Origin of the sequence: Candidatus Sulfidibacterium hydrothermale (assembly GCF_020149915.1) — a bacterium.
In the GTDB taxonomy this organism is placed as follows: domain Bacteria; phylum Bacteroidota; class Bacteroidia; order Bacteroidales; family F082; genus Sulfidibacterium; species Sulfidibacterium hydrothermale.
The window spans coordinates 1,579,690-1,598,251 of sequence record NZ_CP083760.1 but is presented as its reverse complement, the minus strand read 5'-3'; the positions used below and the strand labels follow the sequence as shown (position 1 = coordinate 1,598,251).

The 18,562-nt window shown below is 43.4% G+C and carries 17 protein-coding genes; 14 read left to right on the top strand and 3 right to left on the bottom strand.

Annotation, left to right across the window (positions count from 1 at the left end; all coding sequences use genetic code 11):
• The first annotated feature begins 8 nt into the window (after window positions 1-8).
• The gene (locus LA303_RS06225) at window positions 9-821 is read left to right on the top strand and encodes a DUF4249 domain-containing protein (RefSeq protein ID WP_240527058.1); all 813 of its coding nucleotides are present in this window, start codon (window positions 9-11) and stop codon (window positions 819-821) included.
• A 43-nt stretch (window positions 822-864) separates the two neighbouring features.
• Here LA303_RS06225 and LA303_RS06220 read toward each other — a convergent pair whose 3' ends face one another.
• A complete protein-coding gene (locus tag LA303_RS06220; RefSeq protein WP_240527057.1) occupies window positions 865-1,983 on the bottom strand; it encodes a hypothetical protein in 1,119 nt (372 codons plus the stop codon).
• Window positions 1,984-2,160: 177 nt separating this feature from the next.
• On the opposite strand from LA303_RS06220, the gene LA303_RS06215 reads away from it, so the two are divergent.
• The 5 genes from LA303_RS06215 (at window position 2,161) to LA303_RS06195 (ending at window position 5,112) form a co-directional block, all read left to right on the top strand.
• The gene (locus tag LA303_RS06215) at window positions 2,161-2,379 is read left to right on the top strand and encodes a hypothetical protein (protein WP_240527056.1); all 219 of its coding nucleotides are present in this window, start codon (window positions 2,161-2,163) and stop codon (window positions 2,377-2,379) included.
• A gap of 86 nt (window positions 2,380-2,465) precedes the next feature.
• Window positions 2,466-2,846, top strand: coding sequence for a VOC family protein (locus LA303_RS06210; RefSeq protein ID WP_240527055.1), 381 nt, complete (start codon window positions 2,466-2,468; stop codon window positions 2,844-2,846).
• A complete protein-coding gene (locus LA303_RS06205) occupies window positions 2,843-3,688 on the top strand; it encodes a damage-control phosphatase ARMT1 family protein (protein ID WP_240527054.1) in 846 nt (281 codons plus the stop codon). Before LA303_RS06210 ends, LA303_RS06205 begins: the two co-directional genes overlap by 4 nt.
• Window positions 3,689-3,709: 21 nt before the next feature.
• On the top strand, window positions 3,710-4,159 hold the full coding sequence (locus LA303_RS06200) for a CGGC domain-containing protein (protein WP_240527053.1): 450 nt from the start codon (window positions 3,710-3,712) through the stop codon (window positions 4,157-4,159).
• 14 nt (window positions 4,160-4,173) lie between these two features.
• On the top strand, window positions 4,174-5,112 hold the full coding sequence (locus tag LA303_RS06195; protein ID WP_240527052.1) for a radical SAM protein: 939 nt from the start codon (window positions 4,174-4,176) through the stop codon (window positions 5,110-5,112).
• Here LA303_RS06195 and LA303_RS06190 read toward each other — a convergent pair.
• Together LA303_RS06190 and gdhA are read right to left on the bottom strand one after the other, a co-directional pair.
• Entirely contained in the window at window positions 5,109-6,728 is a 1,620-nt protein-coding gene (locus tag LA303_RS06190; RefSeq protein ID WP_240527051.1) for an aspartate:alanine exchanger family transporter, read from the bottom strand. The genes LA303_RS06195 and LA303_RS06190 overlap by 4 nt on opposite strands.
• A 235-nt stretch (window positions 6,729-6,963) precedes the next feature.
• Window positions 6,964-8,301, bottom strand: a complete 1,338-nt coding sequence (gene gdhA / locus LA303_RS06185) for an NADP-specific glutamate dehydrogenase (RefSeq protein WP_240527050.1) — start codon at window positions 8,299-8,301, stop codon at window positions 6,964-6,966.
• 972 nt (window positions 8,302-9,273) lie between these two features.
• Here gdhA and LA303_RS06180 point away from each other — a divergent pair.
• The 8 genes from LA303_RS06180 to LA303_RS06145 all read left to right on the top strand — a co-directional run bounded on the left by LA303_RS06180 (window position 9,274) and on the right by LA303_RS06145 (window position 18,558).
• Window positions 9,274-9,942 (top strand): uracil-DNA glycosylase family protein, encoded by a 669-nt coding sequence (locus LA303_RS06180; protein ID WP_240527049.1) that lies wholly within the window; start codon window positions 9,274-9,276, stop codon window positions 9,940-9,942.
• A gap of 169 nt (window positions 9,943-10,111) precedes the next feature.
• The gene (locus LA303_RS06175; RefSeq protein WP_240527048.1) at window positions 10,112-10,459 is read left to right on the top strand and encodes a thioredoxin family protein; all 348 of its coding nucleotides are present in this window, start codon (window positions 10,112-10,114) and stop codon (window positions 10,457-10,459) included.
• A 51-nt stretch (window positions 10,460-10,510) separates the two neighbouring features.
• On the top strand, window positions 10,511-11,434 hold the full coding sequence (locus LA303_RS06170; RefSeq protein ID WP_240527047.1) for an NAD(P)/FAD-dependent oxidoreductase: 924 nt from the start codon (window positions 10,511-10,513) through the stop codon (window positions 11,432-11,434).
• Between the two features lie 816 nt (window positions 11,435-12,250).
• Window positions 12,251-14,947, top strand: a complete 2,697-nt coding sequence (gene mgtA / locus LA303_RS06165) for a magnesium-translocating P-type ATPase (protein ID WP_240527046.1) — start codon at window positions 12,251-12,253, stop codon at window positions 14,945-14,947.
• Between the two features lie 95 nt (window positions 14,948-15,042).
• Window positions 15,043-16,194, top strand: a complete 1,152-nt coding sequence (locus tag LA303_RS06160) for a DUF819 family protein (RefSeq protein WP_240527045.1) — start codon at window positions 15,043-15,045, stop codon at window positions 16,192-16,194.
• Between the two features lie 234 nt (window positions 16,195-16,428).
• Entirely contained in the window at window positions 16,429-16,656 is a 228-nt protein-coding gene (locus LA303_RS06155; protein WP_240527044.1) for a 4Fe-4S dicluster domain-containing protein, read from the top strand.
• Between the two features lie 24 nt (window positions 16,657-16,680).
• Complete coding sequence (locus tag LA303_RS06150; protein WP_240527043.1) at window positions 16,681-17,766, top strand: 3-methyl-2-oxobutanoate dehydrogenase subunit VorB; 1,086 nt, start codon at window positions 16,681-16,683, stop codon at window positions 17,764-17,766.
• A 12-nt stretch (window positions 17,767-17,778) separates the two neighbouring features.
• Entirely contained in the window at window positions 17,779-18,558 is a 780-nt protein-coding gene (locus tag LA303_RS06145) for a thiamine pyrophosphate-dependent enzyme (protein ID WP_240527120.1), read from the top strand.
• Window positions 18,559-18,562: the final 4 nt, after the last annotated feature.

The window sequence follows — 18,562 nt, the reverse complement described above, 5'->3', positions numbered from 1 at the left end:
TGGTGTTCATGGCGTTAGCTCTAATATCATGTACCGAGCGTATTGACATCCCTTTAAAAACAGGCGATGAAAAGCTGGTCGTGGAGGGCTATCTTTTTGATACAGACTCTGTTTCCTGGGTCAGGTTATCAAAAACAGCGGGTTATTTTTCCGATCAACCCACACCGTCCGTTTCCGATGCATCTGTTGTAGTGGAACATAATACCGAACAGTGGTCGTTGCAAGAATCCAAAACCAATCCCGGAACCTATTATTTAAGAGATTCTTCTTTTCGGCTCATTCCCAATGATACGTTTCAGCTTAAAATCCGGTTAAAAGAACCGGTAGGCGGATATACCGATTACGAAAGTCAGACTTTTGTTCCCGCTCCCCGTCTTCATCTTGATTCGCTCAGCATCGAATATTCAACCGATTTTGACAAATGGATGATCCGGTGTTACGGACAGGATCTTCCCGGTAAGGATTACTATCTTTTTAACAGCCAGGTAAATGGAAAAATTGTTACAGACAGTATTCAATTAAAAGTAGTACGAGAAGATGTTTTTTTTGACGGGAGATATTTAAGTGGTCCGGTTATCCAGGTACTGAATCAGGACATGCTCAAACCGGGAGACTTTTACACGCTGCTTGTGTCGAACATAACCGGAGAGTATTATGATTACATCACAGGATTACAGGACGAAGTCAATGAAAAAAATCCGCTTTTTAGCGGGCCGCCGGCCAATGTCCCGGGGAATATCAATCATGGGGCATTGGGATTCTTTACAGCTTTTTTCACAGAACGTTACGCGGTAAAACTGGAATATATTGACCTACAATAAAGTCTTAACTTGCATCCCATTATTCCATCAACAAATGCCTTAATCAAAAAGCAACATCCAGTGCCAGATCAAAAATATCCATCCGGGGCATATCGAATAGCCGGCTCTGCTGATAACTGAAAACCAGCTTATTCCGTTTATAAAACCGCCAGCTTGCTCCGCAAATGTAACGTGTGGTCTTTTGCCAGTCGTTCTCTTTTTCCAGCGAAAAATGATCGTAACGGGCATATACGGCCAGGGCTGTCTTTGGAATTTTCACTTCGCCATAAAACGAATATCCTTTTTGGGGCAAAGCCTGAAAAGTGCTATCAATAAAAGTTCCGTAGCTATTTCCTTTTCCTGCTTCATACTGGGCAGTAAGGGTTACATATCTCCCCTCATAAGTTACAATACCCGCATTGAGGTAAAAAGCCGGGGTTTCCGGAATATTTCCGGTACCAAAAATTCCAAGATACGAAAATTGCAAACCGGTAATCCTTTCAGGAAAAGGGCGTAACGTTAAACGGACTTCCACATTTTTATCCAGATTTTGTTCAAAACGGTGATAGCCGCCACCGTTATACAAGCCAATGGCAAAACTGCCATATCGGCCCGGAGAATGCGGGTGCACCGTCTGAAGATATTTTTTGGGTAGTGTGCCTCCGAGCAAGCTCTCAAATGAGATCCCAAAACCGGCGGAGTTAAACAATCCACTCCGTTCCATAAACATGGTTCCCTGTACCCGGTATGCATTGATATGCTCTTCAAAGTCAAGCCACGGACGCTGTACAATACCAAATTTAAAATGGCTTTTGCGGAAAACCCAAAAATTTGGAATCTGATATTGCAGATAAAGATATTTAATGCGCAGCTCAATATTCCCGGCATCGTCTCCTTCGTCGTCAATGGTGATGTCCTGCGTATAACGCGCCGAAAGGTTTTTTGCTAACTGCCCCTGCACCGTCATATAAGCTCTCCGGACCAAAAAAGAAAAACTTTGGGTATTCTCACTGGTTTTGTATTGCGCCGCAAGATAAAATAATCCACTAATGCGGACGTTGGAGGGAAGATACTGCCTGTTCTGCTGCGAACCGGATAAACTATCCTGCGCATGCAAAACAGCCGGAAACAAAAGGACATACAAAACCCATCCGGCCAACCCGTTTTTTCGATTAAAAAACATGTAAACTTGATTTAAATGGTTTTATCATTGACAACGCAAAGATAGAATTTGATCATCATTAACATTCTGTTTATTGTAAACTTTCCATTAACTTTTTGTAAATTTTTGGTTAAAAGACTTGACTTTTGAACTTATGTTCATTACTTTTGCCCTGTGAAAACAAAAAAAAGGAAAACGATGAGTATATTCGGAAATAATGATGCACCAGGAAAAGGTCTCGGACACGGAGGCGGACATGGCAGAAATCATGGTGGTGGCTTTGGTGTTGGCGGGTACTGTGTTTGTGCCAAATGCGGCACAAAAATTCCGCACCAGCAAGGCGTAAAATGCACCACGGTGAAATGTCCCAACTGCGGCCATACCATGATTCGTGAAGAGCTGTTGAAAAAATCCTGATTTCCAGGTAAGGAATGAGACCAAAAGAATAACTACCTTTGTGAGCCGGTGTTCTACGGGAATACCGGCTTTTAATTTTTTGACGTATGCGACTGAATCACATCGGAATAAATATCATTGAAGAATCTGATATTCAAGGATTCTACAAGGACATTCTGGCGTTTAAACCAGAGTGGGATTTTGCTCTCCCCACGGATATTTCGCAACAGTTTTTTGGCATAAACCAGGAAACAAAAGTGGTTGTTCTGAAAAACGAGACGTTGAAACTGGAGTTGTTCGTCCACCACGAAACGTTGCAATGCGGCTACAGCCACATTTGTATTGAAGTGGACGACCGGGAAGAAACAGCCCGGAAATGTTTGTCCGGTGGGTATCCCGTTTTGAGAAAAAAACGGGAAAACGGCGATTTGCTTTTTATTAAAGACCGGTCGGGCAATGTGTTTGAGTTAAAAAACAAGATTTCATGAAAACATACCTTGAATGTCTTCCCTGTTTTGTAGAACAGGCTTTACGGGCATCGCGAATAGCTACTTCCGACAAAACAAAAATAAAACAGGTACTGGATGAAGTCGGCTGCATGATCCGGGAAATCCCAATGGAAAATACACCGGCAGAATCCGGCATCCGGGTGTACGGAAAAATCCGCGAGATTACCGGCGTAGCAGATCCTTACCGGGAAATAAAACGCCAGCATATCCGGGAAGCCCAGACACTTTATCCGGAACTGGAAAAAATGATCGAGGAATCGGATGACCCGTTACTTACGGCTATCCGTCTGGCTATTGCCGGAAATGTCATCGATCTGGGAATCAATAAAACGTTTAATATCGTTCAGGATGTAAAAAAGATACTGGTCCGTGATTTTGGCATTTTCGATTACGAAGTGTTCAAAGAACAACTGGACCGGGCAAAAACCATTCTTTACCTTGGAGACAATGCCGGCGAATCGGTTTTTGACAAACTGCTGATTCAACAACTGAAAAAACCGGTCGTTTATGCAGTACGCACGGCTCCCATCATCAATGATGTCACCCTGGAAGAAGCCCGGTTATCCGGATTGGACGAGGTGGCTACACTTATTGATTCAGGCAGTCCGGCTCCGGGGATCATCATGCGATATGCCACGCCCCAGTTCCTGGAAATTTATCAAAAGGCCGATATCGTCATTAGCAAAGGACAAGGAAATTACGAAGGGCTTTCCGATGAAAAACGGTCTATCTTTTTCCTGTTAAAAGCCAAATGTCCGGTCATTGCGCATCATCTTGGGGTTCAGGAAGGGGATATTGTTTTAAAAGCCATAAATTTGTAAGCAACCAATCCGTATAAAACCATGAAGGAAAAAACCAAAATAGGCATTATTATTTGCGATCGTTATCGCAATTGCGCCGGAGGAAAATGCTTCCGTGCCTTACAAAACCGCGAAGGTGCTTTTAGTATTTATCCGGAAGACGAAGAAGTGGAAGTGGCCGGTTACACCAACTGTGGTGGCTGTCCGGGCGGAAACATCGAATATGCTCCTGAAGAGATGAAAAAGAACGGGGTTACCGTGATTCATTTTGCCACCGGCTTTGTGGTAGGTTATCCTCCCTGCCCTTACATCGATCATTTTAAACGTTTTATCGAAGAAAAATACGGGATGAAAGTCGTGGTAGGTACCCATCCTATTCCGGAAAAATATTATCAGACGCACAAGGCATTAAAAACATGGGAATCCAAAGAATGGCAGGAATGGATAAAGCCCACACTCGCCGATGAAGACACCCGGCTGGCCTATAATTAAAAACGAAAAATAAAATGACTTACCAATATCTGTTTGGTCCGGTGCCTTCGCGTCGTTTAGGCATGTCGCTGGGCGTCGACCTTATTCCGCATAAAATTTGTTCGCTCAATTGTGTTTATTGCGAATGCGGCCGGACGACAAAACTCACCACCGAAAGAGAAGAATATGTTCCTTACGAAAAAGTAACTGAAGAGATAAAACATTATTTAAAAAACAATCCTTCCCCCGACTTTTTCACCTTTTCCGGCTCCGGCGAGCCCACGTTGAATAACCGAATAGGCGATGTACTGCATTTTATTAAAACCCACACCGAGGTTCCGGTAGCTGTACTCACTAACGGCACCCTGTTTTACGATCCGGAAGTACGGAAAGAGCTAAGGGAAGCCGACGTGGTCCTCCCTTCGTTAGACGCTGCCGAACCGGTGGCATTCAAGAAAATTAACCGGCCTCCGCGTACACTGAACATTCCCCAATACATCCAGGGACTGGTCGATTTCAGAAAAGAATATTCCGGGAAAATTTGGCTGGAGGTTCTCATTATTCCCGGATTAAATGATAACCGGGAAAACCTGGAAGCACTAAAAGAAGCTTTTCTTCGCATACAGCCCGACGAAATTCAGCTGAACACCCTGGACCGGCCGGGTGCGGTGGATAAAATCAGAGCCGCTACCCGGCGGGAATTAGCGGAAATTGTCCGTTTCTGGAATCTTCCACAGGTTAAGATTATTGCAGCCGCACCCGACCGCAAAAAAATCGTATCCTACCGTTCAGACACCGAATCAGCCATTTTGGAAACCATCAAACGACGTCCATGTACACTGGAAGATTTGCACCAGATTCTCGGATTACACATCAACGAGATCAACAAATATCTGGATGTATTGGAAGACGAAAAGAAAATTGTTTCTGTACGGGAAAACCGGGGTGTATTTTACAGTATTGCAAACAATTAAGCCAGTGCTGACATCAGTTCGGCAACAAGAATAACAAGAACGAGCGAGAACGGATAAACAGCCGCATAAGCCAACTGCGGCGCTTCCGTTTCCGTCATTGATTCTGCCGCACTTAAACCGGGTGTAGAAGTCATGCCGCCAGTAAGCGCCCCCATCAAGGATAAAAAATTGATTTTTAAAACGACTTTTCCTACAAAAGTGGCGATAAACATGGGGATTAACGTGATCAGCACACCGTAGCCAAACAGGTTAAAACCGTATTGGGATAAGGCTGCCGTCAGATGTTCACCAGCCCGGATACCCACAGGCGTCAGAAACAATAACAATCCCATTTGTCGTAATAATTGATTAGCCGGTCCCGATAGATTCCACACCAACGGCCCTGTTTTTCCTTTCCAGCTGAAAAACAACGATGTCAATAAAACACCGCCGGTCAATCCCAGTTTTACATGTAAATTACCGAAAGGCAGTTCAAGAGTTCCTACCACTATTCCCAGCACAATTCCCACTGCTACCGGCAAAAAACTGGTTTCTGAGATATGTTTCAAACTATCACCCAGCAAAGCCGTTAATTGAGGTACATTTCCTTTGTGTACCGACACCAGTACTTTATCACCGTAACGCAACCGCACCGAAGGCAAAGGCATCAGTTCAATTCCCGAACGCCGGATGCGCGTAACCGTAGCATGATAATTTTCCAGCAGGTTCAATTCTTCCAAACTTTTATTCACCACCCGCTCGTTGCTTACCACAAACCATTTGATCTCCAGGTTCCCACTTTGCGGAATCACTTTTGGGGTTGGTTTTCCTATTAAAACTTCCACACAGCGAAGTGCTTTTTCCGTACCTACAGCTTTCACCATATCCCCTTTATATAAGGCTACATCCGGAGCCGGTACAATTAACTCACCATTCTCGCGCATAATACGCGAAATACTGGCACAAGTCATTGAATAAATATGCAACTGCTCCAAACTTTTTCCATGAATATTTTCATTGGTTACCACAAAAGTTTTATGCGTGATCACCGGCACCGATAAACGGCTCGACTTTTTAAATTTCTCTTCTTCCTTCTTCAAATCAACCCGGAAAATTTTCGGACTGATCTTGATAAAAAGGATCACCCCTAACACCCCAAACGGATAAGCCACACCATATCCAATGGAAGCCAGCGGAGAGCCGGAGGCTTCAATGGCAGCAGCCAATCCCGGAGTAGATGTCAAAGCCCCGGTAAACAGCCCGGTCATAAGCGGCATATCCACTCCAGCAGCAAAAGCAATAAGCACCGCAATCATCGCTCCCGAAACAACAATAATCGCTGCAAGGATCAGCATTTTTGCTCCCTGTTCCTTAAAAGCGCTGAAAAAAGAAGGACCGGCCTGCATACCAATCGTATAGATGAACAAGACCAACCCCACATCCTGAATAACAGACGGAATCTCAAAATCAATCCCATAGTGGTGATAAAAATAGCCAAAAAAGAGCGCGACAAAAATCACTGCTGAGAGCTCAAATTTCACCCCTTTAAAATTGATCCTGCCCACCATAATTCCCAGTCCGATAACCAGGAACAAGACAAAATAATCCTTTGTCAGTAAAAATGTTAACCAATCCATAACCTCATTTGTTAAACATAAATTAATAACGCAAAATAACGTGTTTTAAACCGGAAAAACTATTTTTCTGTGAAGAATTTCACAGAAAAATATCGTTTTGTATCTCAATACTAATGAATGGTTTACCATAAATTACTCCGAAAAAGAGAAAAGGAAATAAAAACCGCTCTCGTCGTTAAACAAACAAGAGCGGTAGCAGGTATGAATTTAAATGATAAGCTGTAAAAATTCTTTTTTAGATCACCCCCTGATCCATCATTGCATTGGCTACTTTCAGGAATCCGGCAATATTCGCGCCTTTCACATAATTAATATAGCCATCATCTTCGGTACCATGCGTGATACAAGCGGTGTGAATGGAAGACATGATATGATGCAACTTGGCATCTACTTCTTCGCGGGTCCAGGCCAGTTTCATGGCATTCTGGGTCATTTCCAAACCAGATACGGCAACGCCGCCGGCATTCACGGCTTTTCCGGGGCCAAAAGGAATTTTCTTTTCGTGGAAAAGGGTAACGGCTTCGGGGGTACAACCCATATTGGAAACTTCAGCAACAGCCAAAACCCCATTTTCCACCAGCAGTTTGGCATCGTCCCCGTTCAGTTCATTCTGAATAGCGCAAGGCATGGCAATATCACATTTTACTTCCCACGGACGTTTTCCGGGAATAAATTTAGCAGACGGAAATTCATCGGCAAACGGAGCCACAATATCCTGATTGGAAGCCCGCAGTTCGAGCAAATAATCAATTTTTTCACCGGCAATACCTTCTTCATCATAAATATATCCGTCAGGACCAGAAATAGTAATGATCTTTCCACCCAGCTCAGTCACTTTCAAGGCCACGCCCCAGGCCACATTTCCAAATCCGGAAATAGCCACGGTTTTACCTTCAAAAGTTTCATTTTGCATAGCCAACATTTCTTTGGTGAAATACACACCGCCAAAGCCGGTAGCTTCCGGACGAATCAGGCTTCCGCCCCAGCCCAAACCTTTTCCGGTCAGAACGCCTGAATTTTCGCGGGCCAGTTTTTTATACATTCCGTACAGGTAACCAATTTCTTTGCCTCCTACTCCTACATCACCAGCCGGAACATCGGTTTCCGGTCCAATCACTTTCCAAAGTTCCAGCATAAAAGCCTGGCAAAAACGCATGATCTCGTTATCTGATTTTCCTTTTGGATTAAAATCAGAACCGCCTTTACCACCTCCCATAGGAAGTGTAGTCAAAGCATTTTTAAAGATCTGTTCAAAACCAAGGAATTTCAAAATACTCAGGTTTACGCTCGGGTGAAACCGCAAACCGCCTTTGTACGGTCCTAAAGCGTTATTAAACTGTACCCGGTATCCCAGATTTACCTGTACATCACCGTTATCATCAATCCACGGCACTTTAAACATAATAACCCGGTCAGGTTCTACCAGCCGTTCAATCACTTTGGCCGAATCGAATTGCGGGTTTTCATTGACCACTTCTTCAATAGATTCCAGCACTTCGCGTACTGCCTGTAAAAATTCTACTTCACCCGGATGTTTCTTTTCCAGGTCGTTCATGATATTGTTAAGGTTCATTGCCTTTGATTTAAATGTTGATTATCATTTTTATAAAACCGTTTCCCGGTCCTTAAATTCGGAGCAAAATTAGAGATTAAACCAAAGAGAATCGGGATTTTCTTCAAAGATAAACCATTTTTTCAAATTTTTCAAACATCCATTCTTTAAACCACAAAATACTGAAAATCAAAACAATCCAAAAGCATCAAGGAAAAACAATTCTTTCTGAATGAACGAATACAGCAAAAGCCGTAAAATGATTAGTCTGCTTTACGGAATTTACTTAGTACACAGGGGAAAACACGGAAAAACTGGCCTGTTTTCCTGTAAAGAAGGCTAATTCCCTTCTGATATATACCATCCTACTTTGATAAGAAGATGGCTGTTCTGTGTGAATGATTGTAGTTTTTCCTTTTTTAAAAAATAGTTTTAAGGAAATCCCGAAGGGATTGAATGGGATTAACCACGGGTGAAACTCGTGGGATAAAAATAACGGGAAGCAGAACCCCGAAGGGGTTCAATCATTTGAATCAAAAATTTTTATCGATAAATTCATTCTCGGGTTCTTATAATCAGGCATATCCATTTTGTTCTCTTTTTGTTGTTCATTTCTTGTCCCGCCAAGAAATGAACCAAAGAAGGCGGTCCGAAACGAAAGCTTCTGCCCGCTCTGTTGAAAATCAACATCACCGGCAAAAGAACCGGTTTATCAACCGAAATGCAAGCGCTTTTGCTCGGTGCTGTAAGATTTCCAGCATTCACGCCTACGCCGGCCCGCCCGTTTCGGGAGACCGCCCGCAATTAGCATCTTGTTTTGGACATTGTTATTTCCCCTTCAAAGTATTAACATAGCATGGATTAAGTGGAAACGAAGAGGCTTCCAGTATAAAATAGGAATTAGCCATAAAAAATCCATTTCTGGAAGAAAATTCCCGTCCGTTCCCACATTTTTCCAACTTCGCCTTACCTTTGTCCTTTAATCGTATCAAAATGACTTTTGCAGAAAAAACACTCTTTTTTTACCAACACCTTTCCTTAAACGTAACGTTACCTTTGGGAATTGAGGTCATGAATCCTTACCGGAATCCGGAAACACTTCAGGTTTGCCACCGCTTTTATCATCAATATTTCAACGACAATCAAAACCGCCACCTCATTCTGGGAATTAATCCCGGCCGATTTGGTGCCGGAGTAACCGGCATTCCGTTTACAGACCCCATTCAACTGGAACAGACGTGTGGCATTACCAACCCATTCGATAAAAAACCGGAACTCTCTTCACAATTTGTTTACCGGCTTATTCAGCATATGGGAGGCCCCACTCCCTTCTACAAACGTTTTTACATCGGAGCGGTCAGCCCGCTTGGCTTCATCAAAAACGGAAAAAACTTTAATTATTACGATGACAAAGCACTGGAAAACAGCCTAAAACCTTTTATTACAAAAAGTATCAAGGACCAAATTACGCTGGGAACTTATACCGACAAATGTTATTGTTTTGGCAACGGAAAAAATTTTTCCTACCTGAAAAAACTCAATGACGAATTCCGGTTTTTTGGTGAAGTGATCCCACTACCCCACCCACGATGGGTTATGCAATACCGGAAAAAGAAACTACCCGAATTTCTTGAATCGGTCCGCCGCGAACTGGAGGCATAACAAAACGTAAATCTGCCAGTTTTCGCACCTGACCTGTCATAAATACACATTAAAAACAAATTATATATTTCAAGTAAAAACGTTTCTCTGTTAAGAAATTTACAACACTATCGATTGGCATAATTTGTGCTGCATGTCCGGCAGTTTTCATTCATAAAAAATCAGAAAAATGGTACTACCCACAAATTTAAAACATGTTGTCAGCGAAGCAGAGCTGAACCAGATTTTAAAAGATCACGAAAATGTAATGGTATGTTGTGGCCGCATGGGCCCCATGTGTGTTCCTGTTTACGACATCATGGAAGAGTTACAGGACGAATATCCGCATGTTGAGTTTCGCGACATGTTGTTTGACAATCCGGAAGCACGGGTAATTCGCGAACTTCCCGAATGCCGTGGTTTTATGGGACTTCCGTTTACTATTTATTACAAAAACGGAAAAGTCGTGGCAGCTACCAGCAGCATTCAAACCCGCGAACAAATTACCGAGATTTTGGACCGTGAGTTCAAAAAATAATCTCCTTCCGGCAAACAAACCGGACCTATTGGCGAAGAAAGTAAAAACACTATGGAAAACAAATTTGATGTCATCGTTTTAGGCGGTGGCCCGGCAGGGCTTACTGCCGGAATTTATTTGGGACGCTCCAAAGCAAAAACCGTCATTATTGATACCGGCATGCCCGGAGGACAAATGGTACTGACTTATGAGATAGCCAATTATCCGGGCATCGAAAGTATCAGTGGCTATCAGCTGGCTTCAGCCATGAAAAAACAAGCCAAAAATTTCAGCTGTGTCATCAAATCAAACATCAAGCTGAAAAACCTGATACTGGAAGGCGACGAAAAAAAGGTGGAGCTCGAAAACGGAGAAGTCTTTACAGCACCGGCCATCATCCTTTCTACCGGTGGACGGTCACGCACCCTGAATGTTCCCGGAGAGGACACCTTTAAAGGACGCGGTATTTCTTATTGCGCCACTTGCGATGGTGACTTTTTTCAGGATAAAGAAATTATTGTCGTGGGTGGCGGAAATTCGGCACTGGAAGAAGCGGTAGCCTTGACAAAGTACGCCCGGAAAGTAACCATTCTTCATGAGTTTGACCATTTTCAGGCTTTTGAACATGCCGTAGAAGAGGCCAAAGCCAATCCGAAGATTGATTATATCATGGGAGCCCACATTACGGAATTTTTTGGAAAAGAAAGCCTGGAGGGCATCAAATATAAAAACCTGAAAACCGGTGAAATTTTCACCAAAAAAATTGACGGGGTATTTATTTTCGTAGGCTACGAAGCCAACACCCAGGCGCTGGAAAATACACCGGTAAAACTCAACCAGTGGAACGAAATTGAAACGGACGAAAACCTGCAAACCAATATCAAAGGGGTTTTTGCAGCCGGCGACTGCCGCGCTAAACGTTTCCGCCAAATTACCACGGCTGTTGCCGATGGAACGGTCTCCGCATTGAATGCATTGAATTATATTCAACAATAATTTTTTCCGCTTTCGCGGATATTGCTTACATCAAACCAAAAACGGGCCATGTGCCCGTTTTTGTCATTTTACTTAACTTTTACAATTTTGATAAACTGTGAAAAATAAAAACTTTCGCTAAATTACAAAACGGAATCTACTGATATTCTGCACGCTATTTGCTTATTGATATATCTCAGCAATCATTTTACTTTTTAATGGCATTCATTATTCCAGGTAAAATTGCTTTTTTACTTGAAGTAAAAAGAATTTTAAGTCGTTTTCTGTTCCTTTCTTGACGAGACAAGAAAGGAACCAAAGAAGACGACCGAAACGAATGCTTCTTCCCGCTCTGCCGGAAAGCAACATCTCCGGCAAAAGAGTCTCTTGCTCATCGCAAGAGAAATGCAAGCACTTTTGCACAATGCTGTAAGCTTTTCGGCATTCACTCTTCCGCCTGCCCGCCGTTTCGGCAAGCCTACCCGCAGCTTGTACGTCACACAATCTTTTAAACCTTTGAATAAAGTAAATCTACAAAAGTTAAATTATTTCAAATCACACTTTCTAACCTTCTAAATTAAGAAGTTTAAAAACGATCTTTGTCGCAACAGCAAAAATCCTATCCAATTTAAAACCAGACAAAATTGCTGCTCAGGCCATAAAAAAGCCATCCGGTTGACAGAATAGCCATACTTTTGCAAAAACTTTAAAGCCATAAGAAATGGAAGATGATTCTTATCCTGCCAAGCGCAAGATAGTGATAACCAACATTCAATAGAGGCATCCCGGCTCCGTTTGTTATGTCTCTTATTGAACAAAAAATAAGGGAGATAACAAATGGTAACCAAATTAAAAGAAACCGTTAAAAAAAAGATATTTCAAAATACACACGGAATATCTCCCGAAGCCGTAAAAAAACTGCAACATGCCGCGGCCTCCGATATCAAAGAAATTTTAAACGCCTACCAGACTTCTCTTTCCGGGCTGGATGAAGAAAGCGTAGAAGAAAAGCTGAAGCAATTTGGCCCAAACCGCATTCAACGAGAAAAAACCCCAGCCTGGTACAAGCAACTGTTAGCCGCTTTTCTGAACCCGTTTATCGGAATACTGGTTCTTATCGCCATCGTTTCCTATGTCGTCGACATCTGGTTGGCTGCACCGGGACAAAAAGATTACAAAACGCTCATCGTTGTTTCGACAATGGTGTTCATCAGTGTTTTAATCCGTTTTGTTCAGGAATTCCGGAGTAATGTTGCAGCTGAAAAGCTGAAAAATCTGGTCACTACCACCGCCACTGTTATCCGAAAAGAAAAAGGAAGTTCGGAAATCAATTTTGAAGAAATTGTTCCGGGCGATATTATCCATTTGTCTGCCGGAGACATGATTCCGGCTGACTCCAGAGTCATTCAGTCCAAAGATTTGTTTGTCAATCAATCCATCCTGACAGGCGAATCCATGCCGGTTGAAAAACTGGCCCATCCCGTTACCAACGCCGAAAATCTTTCACCGCTTGAACTAACCAATATCTGTTTGATGGGAACCAACATTGTAAGCGGTACTGCGCTGGTCATGGCGGTGAATACCGGCGAAAACACCTATTTTGGCGCCATCAGCAAATCCATAACCAACAAACGGGTAGAAACCAGTTTCGACAAAGGAATCAACCGGGTAAGCTGGCTGCTTATCCGTTTTATGCTCGTCATGGTTCCGCTCATCTTTTTTATTAACGGTATCGCCAAAGGAAACTGGTTTGATGCTTTTCTTTTTGCCATTGCGGTAGCTGTGGGGCTGACTCCCGAAATGCTTCCCATGATTGTCACCACTAATCTGGCCAAAGGAGCCGTAAACATGAGCAAATTCAAAGTAATCGTGAAACGGCTGAATGCCATCCAGAATATTGGCGCCATGAATATTTTGTGTACCGATAAAACAGGTACTTTGACACTGGACAAAGTCGTTTTGGAAAAACACGTAAATATTTTGGGCTACGATGATGATGAAGTATTGAGCTGGGCCTATCTGAACAGCTACCACCAAACCGGCATGAAAAGTCTGCTGGACAAAGCCATTCTTACCCATGCCGAGCTGAATGAAGAGCTGAAAGTGGAACGCGATTTTGAGAAAATTGATGAAATTCCTTTTGATTTTCAACGCAGGCGGCTGTCAGTGATTCTAAGAAAAAAAGACGGGAATCATCTTTTGATTTGCAAAGGAGCCGTGGAAGAGATTCTTCAAATTTCGTCCCATGCTTTTGATCCGGGTGACGACAAACAACTACAAATTTTTTCCGATGAAATTGTTCCGCTTGACGAGAGGATGAAAAACATCATCCTTCGGGAAACACAAAAAATGAACGAAGACGGAATGCGTGTGCTGTTGCTCGCCGTACGTGAATTTGCTCCGCGCGAAATCAACTATTCCGTTGCCGACGAAAACAATCTGGTTATTGCCGGTTTAATCGGATTTCTGGACCCGGCAAAACCTTCGGCTAACGAAGCCATTCAGCAACTGCAAAAACTGGGGGTAGGCATCAAAGTACTTACCGGCGATAATGAAATCGTTACCCGGAAAATCTGTAAAGATGTGGGAATCCCCATAAAACACATCATGCTCGGACATGAGATGGAGAACATCTCGGACGAAGAGCTGACTCAACAAATTGATCAGATCAGCATTTTTGCCAAACTTAATCCGCTTCAAAAAAGCAGAGTGGTAAAAACATTACAGGCCAAAGGCTACACGGTGGGTTTTTTGGGAGACGGCATTAACGACGCCGGGGCGCTAAAAGATGCCGACGTGGGCATTTCGGTAGATACAGCCACTGATATTGCCAAAGAAAGTGCCGATATTATTTTGCTGGAAAACGATCTGTCGGTCTTGCGAAAAGGAATTATTTACGGACGTCGTACCTTTGGCAACATCCTGAAATACATCAAAATGGCTACCAGCAGCAATTTTGGCAACATGTTCAGCATGCTCGGTGCCAGTATTTTCCTTCCTTTCCTTCCCATGCTGCCGGTTCAGCTGCTGTTGCAAAACCTGCTTTACGATATTTCGCAAACGTCTATCCCGTGGGATCGTGTGGACAAAGAATACATCGTAAAACCCCAACAGTGGGACGCCTCTTTTCTGCAAAAATTCATCCTTTACATCGGGCCCATCAGTTCCATATTCGATTATATCACTTTTGCCCTGATGTTCTTTTATTTTAAAGCCAATACACCGGCACATCAAAGTCTTTTTCAAACCGGCTGGTTTGTAGAAGGCTTATTGTCTCAAACATTAATCGTTCATTTAATCCGTACCCGCCGTATTCCTTTCATTCAAAGTTGGGCTACGGCACCGGTGGTTGCTCTGACCTCTTTAATCATGGTTATTGGCATTATTATTCCTTTTACTCCGGTAGGAACCGCCATTGGGCTAACGCCGCTACCGCTTATCTATTTTCCGTTTCTTATTGCCATACTCATTTCGTATGCGCTGCTGACACAAATTGTTAAAAACTGGTTCATCAAACGGTTCCATAATTTTTAGCCGGATTTCTGACATTTTTTCAACCGGAACAGGACAAAAAAACAGGTTTTCTTTCTTCGGAATAATCTTCTACATTTGCCCCCAAAATATGAATTATGACCGGACACGCACTTATTGGCCCTGATCAGGCTTGGATGCTTTGGGCTGTTTTAATTGTTGCCGCTACTTTTGGTATATGGGCTGAACAAAACACAAAATGGGGAAGTAAACTTTCTGCAGTAGTAATTTCTATTCTTGCCACTTTTACTCTTTCAAACCTATCCATTATCCCGACCCAATCATCCACTTACGACATTGTGTGGTCTTATCTGGTTCCGCTTGCCGTTCCGCTTTTGCTGTTCAAAGCCAATATCCGGCGCATCATCAAAGAAGCCGGCCCTACGCTGATTGCGTTTGGCATTGGTGCTGTAGGTACTGTTGTCGGAACCATTATTGCCTTTAAAACCATTCCGTTAGGAGAAGAAGGATGGAAACTGGCCGGAATTTTTTGTTCAACGTATATCGGCGGTTCCATGAACTACGTAGCTACTTCCGAAGCGTTGCATTTACACTCCAGTGACCTGCTTACGGCCGGTGTGGCTGCCGACAACCTGGTCATGACCATCTACTTTCTGATCCTGTTTGCCTTACCAGGTATCGGATTTTTGAAAAAACGCTACAAAAACATTCATCAGCAAAAAGCAGAGGAGGCTGCCGAAACCCAGGAAATCATCGAAACGGCTTACGAAAACCCCGATTTACTGGATATGGGAAAAGCGCTTAGTATTGGCCTTCTGGCAGCTGCCATTAGTTTTTACTTACAGGATCTGATTGGGATCAAAGGCAGTGCTATTTTAATCATCACCCTGTTGGTAGTTACCGTGGCGACCCTATTTCCCCGGCAGATGAATGCCATTAAAGGAGCCGACCAAATCGGAACCTTTTTAATGCAAATCTTCTTTGCAGCCATTGGTGCCAGTGCCAATGTGCTTATTGTTCTGAAAGTAGGCCCTATTCTTTTTCTTTTCGCCGGACTGATTCTGTTGGTTCACCTGATTTTCATTTTGGTTTTTGGCAAACTTTTCAATCTCGACCTGGCTGAAATTGTCATTGCTTCCAATGCCAACATGGGCGGACCTACCACGGCAGCAGCCATGGCTGTGGGGCGGCGCTGGAAATCACTGGTTATTCCGGCCATTCTTTGCGGAACACTGGGCTACGCCATAGCTACCTTTATTGGTGTAGGAATGGCCTATTGGTTGCATTAACCAACACGAAATCTTTCCTTAAGGTTCTATATCTGTTTCCATTTCCTGTTTTGTTTATCTGAAATTATTGTTAATCATTTAACTTTAGTTAATTTGATTTTTAGGCGTTTACAATATTTAAAACCTTTATAAATAAATGGAGAAATGAAAAATCAGTAATTTACTTAGGAAAAAAATTCAACTAAAATTGTAATTTCGTGCAAAAATTTAACAACCCTATAAAAAAATTAAGATATGGCAAAAGTGAAAGGCGCCATTGTAGTGGATATCGAAAAGTGTAAAGGATGCGGGGTATGTGTTCCCGCCTGCCCTACCGATGTCATTGCGCTGGCGAAGGAAGTTAACGGGAAAGGCTATCATTACGCCTACATGGTAAACCCCGATGCCTGTACCGGATGTACTAACTGTGCTGTAGTTTGCCCCGACGGGGTAATTACGGTGTACAGGATAAAAGTTCAATAATGTAAAAAAGTAAAATAAAAAGATATGGGTGAACTTAAATTAATGAAAGGAAACGAGGCCCTGGCCGAAGCCATTATTCGTGCCGGCACAGACGGTTATTTCGGATACCCCATCACCCCCCAATCCGAGGTGCTGGAATATCTCATGGCCAACAAGCCGTGGGAAAAAACAGGAATGGTGGTATTACAAGCCGAAAGTGAGGTGGCCTCTATCAATATGCTTTATGGAGGTGGCGGAACCGGAAAAAAGGTCGTTACTTCATCTTCCAGCCCGGGAATCAGCCTGATGCAGGAAGGACTCTCTTATATTGCCGGAGCAGAAATTCCGATTTTGATCATTAACGTGGTCCGTGGCGGCCCGGGATTGGGTGATATCCAGCCATCACAATCCGACTATTTTCAGGCAACCAAAGGCGGTGGTCATGGCGATTACCGGCTGATTGTTCTGGCTCCTTCTTCAGTACAGGAAATGGCTGATTTTGTTCCCGTTGCCTATGACCTGGCTTTTAAATACCGCAACCCGGTCATGATTCTTTCTGACGGAGCTATCGGCCAAATGATGGAAAAAGTGGAATTTTTCGAACCCATTCCGCGCCTGACCGACGAAGAAGTAAAAGCCCGTTACCCGTGGGCCACCAACGGGAAACCCAAAAACGGGGAAAGAAGAATCCTGACATCGCTGGACCTGGATCCGCAACGACTTGAAGATCACAACCATCACCTTCAGGAAAAGTATCGCGAAATCACCGAAAAAGAAGTCCGCTTTGAAAAACTGGAATGTGACGATGCCGATTATGTATTGGTTGCTTACGGCACCAGTGCCCGGGTTTCCTTAAAAGCGATGAAATTACTTCGTGAAAAAGGGCATAAAGTAGGCTTGTTACGCCCCATTACACTCTGGCCTTTCCCCACAAAAGAAATCCAAAATATGGTAGACCGGGGAGTAAAAGGTTTCCTTTCCGTAGAAATGAGTGCAGGCCAGATGGTGGAAGATATCCGTCTTGCCGTAAATGGAAAAGTAAAAGTTGAATATTACGGGCGCCTTGGTGGGATGATTCATTCACCGGAAGAGGTCGTTGATGCCCTTGAACATAAAATTATAGGAGGATAAGCCATGTCGGAAATCACACTAAAAGATATTATCAAACCGGAAAATCTGGTTTACCAAAAGACCAAGCTCATGACGGACAAACCGTTAAGTTATTGTCCAGGCTGCGGTCACGGTACTACCCACCGGCTCATTATGGAAGTGATAGAAGAACTCGGAAAAGAAAATGTAACCGTAGGCGTTGCTCCGGTAGGATGTTCTGTGCTGGCTTATGAATTCATGAATGTGGACATGCAAGAAGCTGCTCACGGCCGTGCACCGGCGTTGGCGACCGCTATCAAAAGATTGTGGCCCGACAACGTGGTATTCACTTATCAGGGTGACGGTGACCTGGCAGCCATCGGTACTGCTGAAACCATTCATGCCTGTAACCGCGGTGAGCAAATTGTAATCATTTTCATCAACAACGGAATCTACGGCATGACCGGGGGACAAATGGCACCAACAACTCTCGAAGGAATGAAAACGTCCACATCACCTTACGGACGTGATTTATCCCTAATGGGACATCCTTTGAAAATCACAGAGCTGGTTGCCCAGCTTCCCGGAACATACTATGTAACACGCCAGGCGGTTCACACCCCGTCGGCCGTTCGTAAAGCCAAACGGGCCATCAAAAAAGCTTTCCAGAACCAGATTGACAAAGCACCGGGACTCTCTTTTGTAGAAGTTGTTTCCAATTGTAATTCAGGCTGGAAAATGACTCCGGTAGATGCCAACAACTGGATGGAAGAAAATATGTTTCCATTTTATCCCATTGGGGATATTAAAGTTGACGGCCAATTAGTAAAATAGATTT

Bases quoted from the DNA above. Each gene is read 5' to 3' on its own strand.
- LA303_RS06225 (WP_240527058.1), top strand. From the start codon at position 9: ATGGCGTTAGCTCTAATATCATGTACCGAGCGTATTGACATCCCTTTA.
- LA303_RS06220 (WP_240527057.1), bottom strand. From the start codon at position 1,983: ATGTTTTTTAATCGAAAAAACGGGTTGGCCGGATGGGTTTTGTATGTC.
- LA303_RS06215 (WP_240527056.1), top strand. From the start codon at position 2,161: ATGAGTATATTCGGAAATAATGATGCACCAGGAAAAGGTCTCGGACAC.
- LA303_RS06210 (WP_240527055.1), top strand. From the start codon at position 2,466: ATGCGACTGAATCACATCGGAATAAATATCATTGAAGAATCTGATATT.
- LA303_RS06205 (WP_240527054.1), top strand. From the start codon at position 2,843: ATGAAAACATACCTTGAATGTCTTCCCTGTTTTGTAGAACAGGCTTTA.
- LA303_RS06200 (WP_240527053.1), top strand. From the start codon at position 3,710: ATGAAGGAAAAAACCAAAATAGGCATTATTATTTGCGATCGTTATCGC.
- LA303_RS06195 (WP_240527052.1), top strand. From the start codon at position 4,174: ATGACTTACCAATATCTGTTTGGTCCGGTGCCTTCGCGTCGTTTAGGC.
- LA303_RS06190 (WP_240527051.1), bottom strand. From the start codon at position 6,728: ATGGATTGGTTAACATTTTTACTGACAAAGGATTATTTTGTCTTGTTC.
- gdhA (WP_240527050.1), bottom strand. From the start codon at position 8,301: ATGAACCTTAACAATATCATGAACGACCTGGAAAAGAAACATCCGGGT.
- LA303_RS06180 (WP_240527049.1), top strand. From the start codon at position 9,274: ATGACTTTTGCAGAAAAAACACTCTTTTTTTACCAACACCTTTCCTTA.
- LA303_RS06175 (WP_240527048.1), top strand. From the start codon at position 10,112: ATGGTACTACCCACAAATTTAAAACATGTTGTCAGCGAAGCAGAGCTG.
- LA303_RS06170 (WP_240527047.1), top strand. From the start codon at position 10,511: ATGGAAAACAAATTTGATGTCATCGTTTTAGGCGGTGGCCCGGCAGGG.
- mgtA (WP_240527046.1), top strand. From the start codon at position 12,251: ATGGTAACCAAATTAAAAGAAACCGTTAAAAAAAAGATATTTCAAAAT.
- LA303_RS06160 (WP_240527045.1), top strand. From the start codon at position 15,043: ATGACCGGACACGCACTTATTGGCCCTGATCAGGCTTGGATGCTTTGG.
- LA303_RS06155 (WP_240527044.1), top strand. From the start codon at position 16,429: ATGGCAAAAGTGAAAGGCGCCATTGTAGTGGATATCGAAAAGTGTAAA.
- LA303_RS06150 (WP_240527043.1), top strand. From the start codon at position 16,681: ATGGGTGAACTTAAATTAATGAAAGGAAACGAGGCCCTGGCCGAAGCC.